The organism is Caulobacter sp. GW821-FHT10C03 (genome assembly GCF_059415485.1).
This window is the reverse complement of the sequence record NZ_JBWKNI010000009.1, coordinates 16,438-29,633: the sequence shown is the minus strand read 5'-3', so window position 1 is coordinate 29,633 and position 13,196 is coordinate 16,438. Positions and strand designations below refer to the sequence as shown.

Genomic DNA, 13,196 nt, shown 5'->3' with positions numbered 1-13,196 from the left:
ATAGCTGGGAGCGTCCCTAGCTAGGGATGTCCCTAGTTATGCGGCGGACGGGGGAGGGCTAGCGTCCCCGGCAGGAAAGCGTCCGTACCAGGAGTTGCCGATGACCGCCGTGTCCCTCAACACCCAGTCATCCGTGTCCGGCGCGGGCGGCGGGCGGTCCGACGACTATGTCGTCAAGTCCGGCGACACCCTGTCGGGGATCGCCGACAAGCACGGCGTCTCGCTGGACGCCCTGATCCGGGCCAATCCGCAGATCACCAATCCCAACGTCATCCGGCCGGGCCAGACGGTGACCCTGCCGGCTGGCGCAGCCGCCGAGCCCCGCAGCTACGAGGTCGCGGCCGGCGACAACCTCTCCAGCATCGGCGCCCAGTTCGGGGTCTCCTGGCCGGCGATCGCCCAGGCCAATCATCTGTCGAACCCCAACCTGATCCATGTCGGGCAAGCCTTGCAGATCCCCGGCGGCGGGACGGCCGCGCGGCCTACACCGCAGACGACGACCACCCAACAGACGACGCCGTCCACCACCACGACCGGCCAGGCGACCGGCGTCCTGCCCTCGACCGAGGGCTTGAGCCAGGCCCAGAAGTACGACCTCTACGCCGGCTACGTGAACGCCTATGGCGACGCCCAGGCCAAGGCCGACCTGGCCGCCGGCAAGCAGGTGATCCTGGGTCTGCGCACCGAGACCAGCCTGAACGCCAACGGCGGCAAGGGCGCCTATGACGACCGGGTCGTCGTTCTGCAGCAGGGCAAGGTCCAGGAATACGCCGCCAACACCGAGCCCTCGGCCCAGTACGACGGCCGCTACGGCGCCGACTTCAACGGCGACGGCCGCAAGGAGCTGGGCCGCATCGCCGAGGGCACGGTCACCTTCCAGAAGAGCACGAGCTCGACCCTGGGCAACGTGCTGCGCCCGACCGAAAGCCACGCCGTCCAGCGCGACACCAACCATGACGGCCTGATCGATGCGAAGGACACGAAGGGAACCGGCGTCAGCACCGACAACTCGTTCCTGTTCCACGCCGGCGGCGACACCAACACCGGCTCGGCCGGCTGCCAGACCCTCAAGCCCGGCGACTTCCAGTCGTTCTGGAACGGCCTGGGCGACCAGAAGACCTTCAACTACGTGCTCGTGAACGTCGACCGTCAGGGCCCGCCCGGCGGGACGACGACCACGACGCAGACGCAAGACCCCGGCGATGCCCGCATCGGCGCCCTGTCGGAGCAGTACGAGACCGGCGGGCGCGGTCCCGGCACGGTGTCGAGCGGGGCGGGCGATCCGGGCGGGGTGTCGTACGGCACCTACCAGCTGGCCGGCAATCGCGGCCGGCCGCAGGAGTTCCTCGCCGCCGAGGGCCGCCAGTGGGCCGCCGAGTTCGGCGGCGCCAGCCCCGGCTCGGCCAGCTTCACGGCCACGTGGAAGGCGATCGCCGCCCGCGAGCCCGAAAAGTTCGAGGCCGCCCAGCACGACTACATCCAGCGCACGCATTACCAGGTGCAGCTCGACAAGGTGAAGACCGACACGGGCGTGGATCTCTCGACCCGCTCGGCGGCGATCCGCGACGTGGTCTGGTCCACCTCGGTGCAGCACGGGCCGGAGACCGGCGCGGTGGTCAAGGCCATGGCGCGGGTGGAAGGGCAGGGGCTCACCCCGGCCGACGGCCAGACCTACGACCGGGCCCTGATCAACGCCATCTACGACGAGCGCGGCAAGCGCGACGCCAGCGGGGCGCTGGCCTACTTCACCAGCGCCTCGGCCGACGTCCAGGCCTCGGTCGCCAACCGCTTCGCCAGCGAGCGCCGGGACGCCCTGGCGATGCTGGGCCGATGAGAACCGCCGCGGCGGGCCGGCGTTGATCCGCCAGGCCCGTTCCGGATGACCCCGACGATGAAGCTTGCTCCCCCAACCCTCATCGCCCTCGCGCTGGCCTTCGCCGGTTGTGAGCGACCGGCGGCGGCCGTTCCCCCCCTACCCATGGCCGCCGCCGGCACCGCTGACGCTGAGAAGACGTCGGCGGCCGGAACGCCCGGGGGAAGCCCCGGGGGAAGCTACGTGATGAGCGGCCAGCGCCGCGGCCGGCTGGTTCTGACGCCCAAGGGCGAGGTCTGGCGGATCAGCCTCTCGGGCGGCGCGATCGCCGACGGCGCGGCCACGGCGGCCGATTGCCAGCTCGAGGCCGAGGGCGCGTTGAAGGATGGGCGGATCGACGCTCAGGTCGTGCCTTTCGATGGGACCAACACGACCCTCACCGCCGCCGACCTGGCGGCGCGGCCGGCCACGGCGCGCGTGGCGCTGAACGGGGAGGCCGCGACCGTGACCACCGACTTCCAGGGCTGCGGCGCCGGCGCGGATCTCTCCGGCCGCTATGTGCGCCCGGCGCCGGGGGCGATCGCGCAGGGCGCCATTTCTCAGGGGGCTAGCGTCTCCGACCTGGCCGCGGCGCTGCCCGACGCGCGGCTGACGATCCTCGAGGGCTATCCCTGGGCGCGGTTCGCGATCGCGCGCGGCGGTAAGCGGCTGGCGGTCGTGCAGTTCGACGGCGAGAACGAGGAGCTGGCCGACGGCCGCAACAGCCAGCAGGCGATCGGCTCGGAAGTGGGCTGGAGCGCATTGAAGCCCGACCTGCGGGTGGTCAAGGTCGAGGGAGGCGCGTCGTGATCCGGCCCGTAGAGCGTTCCTCGGGAGTCGATCTCTCCGCTTCGACCCCCTCCACCACGGCCGCCCGGGCCGGCGCGGCCCGGCTGGCGCTGGAGGCGATGGCCACCATCGCCGGCGCGGCGGTGGTCGATCCCCTGCGCGGCGGCGATCGCGGCCAGGCCGCGGCCTTCGTCTGGGCCGAGCACGGCCAGCCCGGCGCGGCCAGCGTCGGCGGCGACCTGCGCACCCTGGCGGCCCAGAGCGGCCAGTCGGTGGCCGGCAGGCTGTCAGCCACCTCGCCGGTCGACGCCGGACGCATCGAGCGGGTGCTGGCCGACTTCGCCCGCGAACTGCGCGCCCAGGCCGCCGACAAGCCGCACATGACGCCCTCGGGCCTGGTTGAGCCCCTGATCCGCTCGCTCGCCGCCGGCCTGCAGCGCGAGCCAGGACCCGGAACCGCCCGCAGCGACGCCGTCGAGCAGTTCGTGCGCATCGTCGAGGGGGCGACCGAAAGCCTGCGCGCGCCGGTTTAGGTCACTTCGGCGTTCGATCTGCTCGCAGCTCCCAAATCCGTCTTTCCCCGCGAAGGCGGGGACCCAAGCTGAGGTTCAGGAGGAAGCGCGGCCGCAGATTGCCCGCAGGCTCGGTTTGGATCCCCGCCTGCGCGGGGATGCTCGGTAGAAAAAACAGAGATCAGGTGTTTTGATGTCGATCCGCCCTAGCGCGGATCCGCCCGCACGGCCGGCTGGTCGACCGGGCTCGGGAAGGCCGCCGCCCAGTCTAGCGGAGCCGGCGGGGCGTTGAGACGGCGGGCGGGCGAGAGCACCGCGTCGAAATGCGACTGGGCCTGGATGCTGCTCATCCGCTGGTCCTGGCCGTTCTCGCGGGCGTCCTCGACCTGCCGTTCGGAGCGGGTCTCGACCGCGCCGTCGGCGGCGACGTCGACCACGCCCACGGCGGTGTCCACCGTTCCGCTCACCAGAGATCCGGCGGTGTCGCCGACCAGGCCCAGCAGGCCCTTGTCGGCCAGGGCGCCTTCCAGCGCGCCGCGACGGGCGGGCGGCAGGCGGTCCAGCCGCTGGGCGAAGGCCTCGCCGCCGGCGGCCTGGGCTTCCTCGACGAGGCCCTGCGAGACCTCGCCGGTCGCCTCGAAGCGGTCGATCTCGTGGTCCAGCCGGTCGGGGCCAGTGGCGCCCGAGCGGGACGAGGCGGAGCTGGTCGAGACGGGAGCGACGGTCATCGGAGCAACTCCTCTAGCGCCGCTGCACGAGGCCGCGGTCGGTCAGGGTCAGGGTGCGCAGGTCGACGCCCATCTCGTTCTTGAAGCGGGCCACCGCCGCGTCGCCCAACTGCTGCTGGGCCCGCTGGTCGCCGCGCTTCATGGCGTCGACATAGGCGGCCTGCTGGATCAGGAAGTTCAGCATCAGCACCTCGGAGAACTCCTGGCGCTGGCCCTCGTTGAGGTTGGAATAGGCCGGGTTGGCGGCGATCATCGGCCGGACCTGCTCGCGCACCGCCAGGGTCTGGGCGCGGTTGTTGTCGCCGCGATTGGCCATCACCCAGTTCAGCACCCAGTAGGCGGCCAGGGCGTCGGCGCTGTCGCCGGGACGCAGGCCGTCTGAGGCCACCAGCTGGCTCCAGTTGCGGACCGGGTCGGTGCGGCGCATGGCGTCGGCCACCTGGCGGCCGCCGTCGGCGCCGGCCTGCCTGGCCATGAATTCGGAGAACTGCTTCTGCACCCGGGCGCTGACGGCCGGCGAGGCGCGGTAGGTGGTCGGGGTGGCGCCGCGCACCGGCGGACGGGCGGATGCGGCCGCGCCCGCCTGCGGGAACAGCGGCCTGGCGCCGGCCGCGACGCCGTTGCGGCCCGGGCTTGCGCCGCCGCGCCCGAAGGCCCGGTCGTTGGACTGCAGGACGTTCTTGAACACCTGGGTGTTGAACTGCGGGGTGACCATGTCGAGCTGGGCGAAGGCGGGACCCTGAAGGCCCAGGCCGGCTGCGGCGACGATGGCGGCGAAAGTGCGAACTCGCATGCTGCGCTTCCTTTTTACCCCGGGGCAGACCCCTGAAACGTGAAGTCGCGGGCGCCGATGAACGGCGCCCGCGTGCTCCACAACGCTTGGTCGTATTATTGTTTCCGGGCGATACCCGCGATGGCTTCGCCGATGGTCTTCAGCGAGGTGTTGAGGGCGTTGCTCATGATGTTCGCCTCCTGACCGTAGGCGGTCATCTTGGCGCTCATCTCGGTGACCTTCGACTCGTCCTTGTTGGACTTGGCGTTGTCGATCTCCTTGGCGATGTCGAGCATGTCGTTCATCTTGTTGTCGACCGCCGTGCCCAGCGCGATGGCCAGCTTCACCAGGAAGCTCTCGCCGCCGCCGGCCGCCGCCAGGGCGCTGGCGCCCTTGCCGCGCTTGGAGCCTTCGGCGTCCGAACCGGCCTGCAGTTCTTCCTGGGCGTTCTTCACGATCCAGTCCACCGCGTCGAAGGTGTCGCGCTGGGCCTGGCCGGCCTGGAAGTTGTCGAAGCCCGCGGCGTCGCTGAAGCCCTGGACGGCTTCGCCCAGGTTCTGCACCGCGCCGCCCGGATCGCCGGCGGCGCTATGGAAGGCCGCCTGGGCCAGGTCGATGGCGCCTTGCGGCAGGCCCAGCTGTTGGCCCAGCTGCTGCAGGACCTGGTCGCCCACCGCCGTCAACACGCTCTTCAGAGCCGTGGTGACCAGCAGGGAGGCCCCGCCGGTGGCGACGCCCAGGGCGCCTTGCAGCGCGATGTTGGCGATGCTGCTGAACAGGTTGCCGCCGCCGCCGATACCCAGGAAAGACATGTGATGCTCCTTCGATTTCCGTCTGCTCGGAGGGCCTTGGGAGCGTCGCTCCGTCGCCCGGCAAATCGAGACAACCACCTCGCCGCGGCGGTCAGTAGTCGGGTCGTTCCCTAGCTAGGGTTTTCCCTATCAGCTGGCGCACCGCCGCCGCCGGACGCGCGGCGCGCATGCGGGCCTCCTCGCCGGCGCGGGCCTCGGCGGCGATCTCCTCGGGCGTGCGGGCGCGGCGGTCGAGCACGGTGATCTGGCCGGCCGTCACCCCCAGCAGGAACACCTCGTCGCGATAGGCCACCAGGGTCAGCCGCTCGCGCTGGCCCACGGGCAGGGCGCGCAGATAGCGGATCTGGTCGTCGGTCGCCGGCCCCGCCTGCACCTGCTTGAGCAGCTTCAGCGAGAAGAAGGCCAGGCCCAGCACGATGGCCAGGGCCAGGGCGACGGTCAGCAGGTCGAGTACGGCGCTCAAACTGTGGCTCCAGGCTAGGGGAGGGGCGGGAAGGTGGGACCCGAAGGCGTGTCGGGCGGCGGGTTATCGGCGGCCTGGGCCTGCTCGTCCTTGAGCCGGCGGGCCCAGAGGATCACCTCGGCGACGGCGGCGAACAGGTCCTGGGGGATGATGTCGTCGACGGCGGCCTTGTCGCGCAGGGCGCGGGCCAGCTCGACATTGCGGATGATCGGCACGCCCTGGTCTTCCGCCGCCTCGCGCATGGCCTGGGCGATCAGGCCTTCGCCCTTGCCCAGCAGCACCGGCACGGCGTGCTCGGCCGGGTCGTAGGCCAGGGCGCAGGCGATGTGGGTCGGGTTGACCACCAGCACCGAGGCGTCGCGGGCGGCCTGCACCGCGTTCTGCTGCGCCCACTCCTGGTGTAGCTGCCGACGGTGGGCCTTCACGTGCGGATCGCCCTCGGAATCCTTGGCCTCCTGGCGGATGTCGCGCCGGCTCATGCGCATCTTCTTGGTGAAGGAAAAGCGCTGGTAGGCCAGATCCAGCAGCGACACGAAGACGAACAGCACCGCCACGCCCGCCAGCAGCTGGAAGGTCAGGCCGCCATAGGCCGACAGCGCTCCGTCGGCCTCGCTGGCGGGCAGGGCTAGCAGCTTGTCGAACGTCAGGGCCACGACGATCCAGGTGAACACGCCCAGCAGCAGGGTCTTGGCCAGCGACTTGGCCACCTCGAACAGGTTGTCGACGCTGAACATCCGCTTGAGCCCCTCGCCGGGGTTCATGTGCGACATCTTCGGGCTCATCTTCTCGAAGGTGAAGACCGGGCCGACCTGGCCGAACTCGGCCAGCATGCCCAGGATCGCCACGGGGATGAAGGTGACGGCCGTCAGGGCCACGAACACCTTGCCGCTGGCGGCCGCCGCGATCGGCCAGGCCTCGGCGAACGGCCGGTCCATGACCGCGAACACCTCGTCGAACAGGCCGCTCAGGCGGTCGAAGGCCCAGCCCGCGGTCATCGCCCCCAGCAACACCCAGGCGCCGAGCACGATGGTCGAGGTCAGGTCCTTGCTCTTGGGAACGTCGCCCTTCTTGCGGGCGTCGGTCAGGCGCTTGTGCGTCGGTTTCTCTGTCTTGTCCCCGCCGTCGTTCTTTTCAGCCATAGCGTGTGTCTGCCGACGATCGTGACGAAACCAACCGGCGCCGAAGGACCGGCAAAGCCGACAAGCGCGCCAAAAATGGCCAAAACGAGGCGAGCTTAGCCATAGTAGTTCTTAAGCTAAGCCATAGAATATGATGCCTGTAAGGCAGTATACTGAGTATGAAAATTGTTTTAATTCCGTGGTTGACAGGATTGATACACGAAAGCTAGCTTTTGAACGGGTAGTATGCACAGGCGGGGCGCTGCATAGAGGGACAGATTTATGCGCAAGTTCCGCGTAGTGGCGTCGAGCGTGTGTTTAGTCTTATTTTGTTCAAGTCCAGTGTTCGCATATGAATGCGAGACCGCTGACGGCTTGAAATTCAGCAGCGCCCTTCCGATCAACGAAAAGTTTTCCCTGGCGCGCATAGATTGCGTCGCTGAAACACAACCGACAGGGGTGTCGGAACAGCTCCGGCTCTATGACGGACCCCAACTGGCCAGCACCGTGATCTCGGCTGGACGCATCGCGCCGGCGCCGGTCGTGCTGGTCCGGGGCGCCTCCGGGTCCACCCTCTACGCGCCGCTGGTGGCCGCCGCCGGCCGTGACTTCGACATCGATCCCGACCTGCTGCGCGCCGTGATGCACGTGGAGTCCCGCGCCAATCCGGGGGCGATCTCGCCCAAGGGCGCCCGGGGGCTGATGCAGATCATGCCGGCCACGGCCAGGCGCTTCGGGGTGCGCGACCCGGCCGTCGAGCTGGGCGACCCGATGGTCAACATCCGCACCGGCGCGGCCTATCTGAAGACCCTGCAGGGCCAGTTCGGCAACGACCTGGAGCTGGTGCTGGCGGCCTACAACGCCGGCGAGGGCGCGGTCATGAAGTACGGCCGCAAGATCCCGCCCTATCGCGAGACGCAGGGCTACGTCTCCAGCGTCCTCGACCGCTATCGCGGCCTGGTCTCGGCGCGCGGCGGCTTCTGAGGACAGCCCGATGAGCGTCGAAACCTATCTCAAGCGCCTTCAGGGGCGGCCGCGCCAGGGCGTCGTCGCACGGTTCAGCGACCTGTTCCTGGTGGCCGGCGTCGTGGCCATCGTCGCCCTGATGATCCTGCCGATGCCGGCCCTGGCGCTCGACGCCCTGGTGGCGGTGAACATCTGCTTCGGCGTCATGCTGCTGCTGGTGGCGATCTACATCTCGACCATCGTCGAATTCTCGGTGTTCCCGAGCCTGCTGCTGATCACCACGCTCTACCGACTGGCCCTGTCGATCGCCACGACCCGGATGATCCTGATCGAGGGCCACGCCGGGCACATCATCGACACCTTCGGCAACATGGTCGCCGGCGGCAATCTGGTGGTCGGGCTGGTGGTGTTCCTGATCATCACCGTCGTGCAGTTCATCGTCATCGCCAAGGGCGCCGAGCGGGTGGCCGAGGTCGCCGCGCGCTTCAGCCTCGACGCCATGCCGGGCAAGCAGCTGTCGATCGACAGCGACCTGCGCTCGGGCATGATCGACAAGGACGAGGCCAAGCGCCGCCGGCGCGTGCTGGAGATGGAGAGCAAGCTCCACGGCAGCCTCGACGGCGCGATGAAGTTCGTCAAAGGCGACGCCATCGCCAGCATCATCATCGTGGTCATCAACCTGCTGGGTGGCCTCGCCATCGGCATGCTGCAGCAGGGCCTCGACTTCGGCTCGGCGATCCACAAGTACTCGATCCTGACCATCGGCGACGGCATGGTCACCCAGATCCCGGCCCTGCTGGGGGCCATGGCCGCCGGCCTGATCGTCACCCGCACCACCGACGAGGACAGCGAGACCCACCTGGGCGACGCCATGCGCCGGCAGTTTTCGGCCAAGCCCCGGGTGTTCCTGGTGGCCGGCGGCATCTGCTGGCTGATGGCCCTGGTGCCCGGCTTCCCGGCGGTGATCTTCCTGCTGCTGGGCGGCGCGGCCATGGTCACCGGCGCCCTGGTCGACGTCGACATGCGCGCCCGCCTGACCCGCAAGCTCGCGCCGGCCCGCGCCGCCGCCGACGAGGCCAAGGCCTCGCCCGCCGCCGCCCGCACCAAGATCCAGGAAGCCCAGCCGGTCGTGCCGCTGCTGCTCGAGCTCGACGGCGACAACGCCCGCCGCCACGAGGGCGCGGTTCTGACCCGGGGCCTGGAGGAAGTGCTGGAGGAGTTCGAGCTGCGCCTGGGCGTGGCCCTGCCGCGCGCCTCGTTCCACTACGGCGAAGGGCAGGGGGCTCCCCGCTGGCGGCTGCTGGCCTTCGAGGCCCCGATCGGCGCCGGCGACCTGGCCCATCCCGCCGACCTCGCCGAGCTTCAGGACGCCGTGCGCCAGGCTTTGCGCCGCAACGCCGGCCTCTTCGTCGGCATCCAGGAGGCCAGCAACCTGCTGACCCGCGCCGGCGCCGACTATCCCGAGGTGGTCAAGGAAGCCGCCCGCGCCCTGCCTCTGGCCCGCATCGCCGAGGTCATGCGCCGCCTCGCCGAGGAGGAGGTGCCGCTGCGCAACCAGCGCGACATCCTCGAGGCCCTGGCCGACGCCGGCCAGCGCGAGAAGGATCCGTTCGCCCTCACCGAGTTCGCCCGCGTCGCCCTGCGCCGCCAGATCAGCCACCGCTACGCCCCCGACGGCGCCCTCAGCGCCGTGGTGCTGGAGCCGCCGCTGGAGCAGCACCTGCGCGAGGCCATCCGCACCGGCGCCGGCGCCCAGCAGCTCGCCCTCGATCCCGACATGGCCCGCCGCGTCACCGACGCGATCCTGGCCAAGGTCGACGAGAGCGGCGCGGCCGTCGTCCTGGCCGCCATCGACCTGCGCCGGCACGTGCGCAAGCTGGTCGAGGCCCGCCGCTTCGACCTCGGCGTCCTGTCGTTCCATGAACTCCTGCCCACCCTGAAGCTCGACGTGGCCGGCCGCGTGGCCTTCCCGCGCGAGCCCCTGACCGTCGTGCCCAACGATCCCGAACCGCCGCCGCCGCCCGCTTCGGCGGCCGCCTGAACCCGGAGACAGAATGTCCCTTCAGAAGGATAGACCCAGCGTTCGCCGCGCCGCCCGGATGGGCGTCGCCGCGGCGGTCGCCGCCGCCCTGGCCGCCACCGCGCCGCAGGTCAGCGCCGGCGAGGTTCCGCTGGGCGGCCGCACCATCGACCTGACAGCCCGCGAACAGCCGATCGCCCAGTTCCTGCAGAACTTCTACAATCAGGTCGGTGTGCCGGTGATCGTCTCCTCGCAGGTGGCCGGCACGATCAACGGCGTCTTCCGCGGCCCGGCCGCCAAGATCGACGCCGACATCTCCAAGGCCTTCGACCTCGTCACCTATTACGACGGCGGCGCGGCCTATGTGTACACCGCCGCCCAGCTCTCCAGCCGCAGCTTCCCGATCTCCGGCTCGGCCTCGCGCCGGGTCGATCGCGCCGCGCGGCAGCTTGGCCTGCTCGACGGCCGCAACACCCTGCGCGCCACCGGCGACATGCTGGTGGCCACCGGCTCGCCGCGCTTCCTGCAGCAGGTGGACGAACTGGCGCGCGGCGGCGTGCAGGCCGAGGCGGCGTCGCCGACCCTGCAGTACCGGGTCTTCTACCTGCGCTACGGCTGGGCCGACGACGTGAACCTGACGGTGGGCGCCAAGCAGGTGACCATCCCGGGCGTGGCCTCGATCATCCGCTCGCTGGTCAGTTCCGAGACCAACGAGCGCTCCGGCGCGGCCGCCCGCAGCGAGACGGCGCTGCCCGCCGCCGTCCAGGGCCTGCGCGGCCAGGGCCTGGCCACGCTCGGCACGCCCAATGCGGGCGGTTCGTTCTACGGCGCCGAAGGGCAGGGGACCCTGGGCCAGCCGCTCGCCAACGAGCAGACCGGCGTCTACGCCCCGCCCAACCCCGTGCGGGTGCAGGCCGACAGCCGCCTCAACGCCATTATCGTCCGCGACGTCGCCGAGCGCATGTCGGCCTACGAGGAGCTGGTCCGCGCCCTCGACGTCGAGCCGCAACTGCTCGAGGTCGAGGCGGCGATCATCGACATCGACACCACCAAGGCCCGCGACCTGGGGATCAACTGGCGGTTCGACGACGGCAGCGGCGGCATTCAGTTCGGCCGTGGCCCCAATGCGCCGGCGGGCCTGGAAGACACCAACCTCACCCGCGGAAACACCTCGCCAAAGCCCTACCAGGGCCTGATCGCCTCGACGATCATCGGCAACGGCGACTATTTCGCCGCCCGCCTCAACGCCCTGGAGACCGAGGGCGTCGCCCGCGTCGTCTCGCGGCCGCAGATCGTCACCCTGTCGAACGTCGAGGCGGTGTTCGAGAACAGCCGCGACTTCTACGTCCGCCTAGCGGGCGAGCGCGACGTCGACCTCTTCAACGTCACCGCCGGCACCACCCTGCGCGTCACCCCGCACGTCACCCGCGACGCCGGCCAGACCCGCATCCGCATGCTGGTGACCATCGAGGACGGCTCGCTGACCAACGCCAGCGTCGACAACATCCCCGTCGTCCGCCGCGCGGCGCTCAACACCCAGGCCCTGATCGTCGAGGGCCAGAGCCTGCTGCTGGGCGGCATGACCGTGCAGTCCGACACCACCGGCTCTTCGAAGATCCCGGTGCTGGGCTCGATCCCGGTGCTGGGCAACCTCTTCAAGGTGCAGCAGCGCAGCAGCGGCCGCATCGAGCGGATGTTCCTGATCACCCCGCGCCTGGCCTCGATCGGCTCGCGGTCTCCGTCGCCGGCGGGGGTGCGCTACGACGCGCCGGCTTCGGGCTTCGAGAACGCCCCGCTGCCCGCCGCGCCGGCCCTGCCGACCGACCGCAAGCCCGCCAAGGGTCCGCGCCGCGGCCCCGCCCAGCCGCTGCCGCCGGCGCCGCCTCCCGTGGCGGCGCAGCCCGACGGCACGATGAAACCCATCCCCAATCCGAGCTAGGCCCATGACCCATCAAGCCCTGCCGCCCGAAGACACAACGGAAGACCTGGCGAAGGTCCACGCCGCGACCCTCGTCCTCAAGGTGCTGTCCGGCCGCGTCGCCGGCGCCCTGCTGCCGATGCCGCCGGGCGAGGCCGCCGAACTCGGCCACGGCTTCGACGCCGACATCGTCCTGCGCGACGCCAGCGCCAAGGGCATCCGCGTGCGGCTGATCGCCGGCGAGGAGGCCGCCGACATCGAGGTGCTGTCGGGCCAGGTCGAGATGCTCGGCCACCGGCTGGAGGCGCCGGCCCGCGCGGTGCTGCCCTGCTACGTGCCGCTGATCGTCGGCGACAACGCCCTGGCCCTGGGCGCCGAGGAAAGCCCCCGCTGGCGCGAGGCCGAGCGCCTGCTGAACGCCGCCGCGCCCGTCGAGGCCCCGCCGGTCGAGGAGGAAGAGGGCGGCCTGTTCGAGGACGGCCGCAGCCTGCTGCGGCGCACGCTGGATCGCGGCGTGCGGGTCGTCGGCGCCACGCCGCATCTGGTGCCGGTGCTGGTGTTCGGCGCGGCCCTGGCCTGCGTCACCTACGCCGTCGCCAACGTGCCCCACTTCGGCGGCCAGGAGGCCAGCCCCTCCAAGCTCCATGCCCTGCTGCGCCAGGAGGGCTACGGCGCCCTGGCCGTGCGGCCCGAGGAGAACGGCAAGCTGGTCATCGCCGGCGTGCTCAACCGCGACGCCGAGAAGGCCCGGCTGACCCGCCTGGTCAGCAACCGCGATCTGCCGGCCAGGGTCGAGGTCGTGACCAGCGAAAGCCTGGCGCAGAACGTCGAGGACGTCTTCCAGGCCAACGGCCTGGCCGCCACCGCCCGTCCCAACGGCCTGGCTCGCGTGCGGGTGCAGGTCGCCGGCCCGGCCCAGGACGTGGCCAAGGTCGAGAAGATCGCCCTGCACGACGTCAAGGGCCTGCGCGCCCTCGACGTGGAGCGGGCCGCCGGCGGCGACCGCCTGGGCCAGGTGTTCGACCAGGGGCCGGGCAAGCGCGTGGTGGCGGTTGTCGGCGGCGAGGCCGGCTACGTCGCCACCGCCGACGGCGCCCGCTACTTCGCCGGCTCGATGCTGCCCACGGGCGACCGCATCATCGGCGTCGAGAGCCAGGCCGTGCTGGTCGAGAAGGGCGGCGAGACCACCCGCCTGATGTTCTGAGAGCGAGCGAAGCAACCCCAACAAAACCAAGGAGAAGCGACG

General features: G+C 70.7%; 12 protein-coding genes. 7 read left to right on the top strand and 5 right to left on the bottom strand.

Annotation, left to right across the window (positions count from 1 at the left end; all coding sequences use genetic code 11):
• Positions 1 to 100 precede the first annotated feature (100 nt).
• From AC07NG_RS13435 to AC07NG_RS13425, 3 genes are all read left to right on the top strand, one after another.
• Entirely contained in the window at positions 101 to 1,834 is a 1,734-nt protein-coding gene (locus AC07NG_RS13435; protein ID WP_494594500.1) for a LysM peptidoglycan-binding domain-containing protein, read from the top strand.
• A gap of 225 nt (positions 1,835 to 2,059) precedes the next feature.
• Positions 2,060 to 2,662 (top strand): hypothetical protein, encoded by a 603-nt coding sequence (locus AC07NG_RS13430; RefSeq protein WP_494594498.1) that lies wholly within the window; start codon positions 2,060 to 2,062, stop codon positions 2,660 to 2,662.
• Positions 2,659 to 3,174 carry a hypothetical protein gene (locus tag AC07NG_RS13425; RefSeq protein WP_494594497.1) on the top strand — a complete coding sequence of 172 codons (516 nt, stop codon included), beginning with the start codon at positions 2,659 to 2,661 and terminating at the stop codon, positions 3,172 to 3,174. Before AC07NG_RS13430 ends, AC07NG_RS13425 begins: the two co-directional genes overlap by 4 nt.
• A 185-nt stretch (positions 3,175 to 3,359) precedes the next feature.
• On the opposite strand, the gene AC07NG_RS13420 is transcribed toward AC07NG_RS13425, so the two are convergent.
• The 5 genes from AC07NG_RS13420 to sctU form a co-directional block, all read right to left on the bottom strand.
• Positions 3,360 to 3,881: a hypothetical protein gene (locus tag AC07NG_RS13420; protein ID WP_494594495.1), complete on the bottom strand. Its 522-nt coding sequence runs from the start codon at positions 3,879 to 3,881 to the stop codon at positions 3,360 to 3,362.
• A 13-nt stretch (positions 3,882 to 3,894) separates the two neighbouring features.
• A complete protein-coding gene (locus AC07NG_RS13415; protein ID WP_494594493.1) occupies positions 3,895 to 4,674 on the bottom strand; it encodes a DUF6683 family protein in 780 nt (259 codons plus the stop codon).
• A 95-nt stretch (positions 4,675 to 4,769) separates the two neighbouring features.
• Entirely contained in the window at positions 4,770 to 5,465 is a 696-nt protein-coding gene (locus tag AC07NG_RS13410) for a hypothetical protein (protein WP_492856824.1), read from the bottom strand.
• Between the two features lie 91 nt (positions 5,466 to 5,556).
• The gene (locus AC07NG_RS13405; RefSeq protein ID WP_110119740.1) at positions 5,557 to 5,928 is read right to left on the bottom strand and encodes a FliO/MopB family protein; all 372 of its coding nucleotides are present in this window, start codon (positions 5,926 to 5,928) and stop codon (positions 5,557 to 5,559) included.
• Positions 5,929 to 5,942: 14 nt separating this feature from the next.
• Positions 5,943 to 7,067 carry a type III secretion system export apparatus subunit SctU gene (gene sctU / locus AC07NG_RS13400; RefSeq protein ID WP_494594491.1) on the bottom strand — a complete coding sequence of 375 codons (1,125 nt, stop codon included), beginning with the start codon at positions 7,065 to 7,067 and terminating at the stop codon, positions 5,943 to 5,945.
• Between the two features lie 438 nt (positions 7,068 to 7,505).
• Between sctU and AC07NG_RS13395 the strand changes: the two genes are divergently transcribed.
• From AC07NG_RS13395 to AC07NG_RS13380, 4 genes are read left to right on the top strand one after another with little or no spacing between them, the layout of a single operon-like run.
• On the top strand, positions 7,506 to 8,030 hold the full coding sequence (locus AC07NG_RS13395; protein WP_492856826.1) for a lytic transglycosylase domain-containing protein: 525 nt from the start codon (positions 7,506 to 7,508) through the stop codon (positions 8,028 to 8,030).
• A gap of 10 nt (positions 8,031 to 8,040) precedes the next feature.
• Positions 8,041 to 10,053, top strand: a complete 2,013-nt coding sequence (locus AC07NG_RS13390; protein ID WP_494594489.1) for an FHIPEP family type III secretion protein — start codon at positions 8,041 to 8,043, stop codon at positions 10,051 to 10,053.
• Between the two features lie 13 nt (positions 10,054 to 10,066).
• Positions 10,067 to 11,971, top strand: coding sequence for a type III secretion system outer membrane ring subunit SctC (sctC, locus tag AC07NG_RS13385; protein WP_492856828.1), 1,905 nt, complete (start codon positions 10,067 to 10,069; stop codon positions 11,969 to 11,971).
• Between the two features lie 4 nt (positions 11,972 to 11,975).
• A complete protein-coding gene (locus AC07NG_RS13380) occupies positions 11,976 to 13,154 on the top strand; it encodes a SctD/MshK family protein (protein WP_494594488.1) in 1,179 nt (392 codons plus the stop codon).
• Positions 13,155 to 13,196 lie beyond the last annotated feature (42 nt).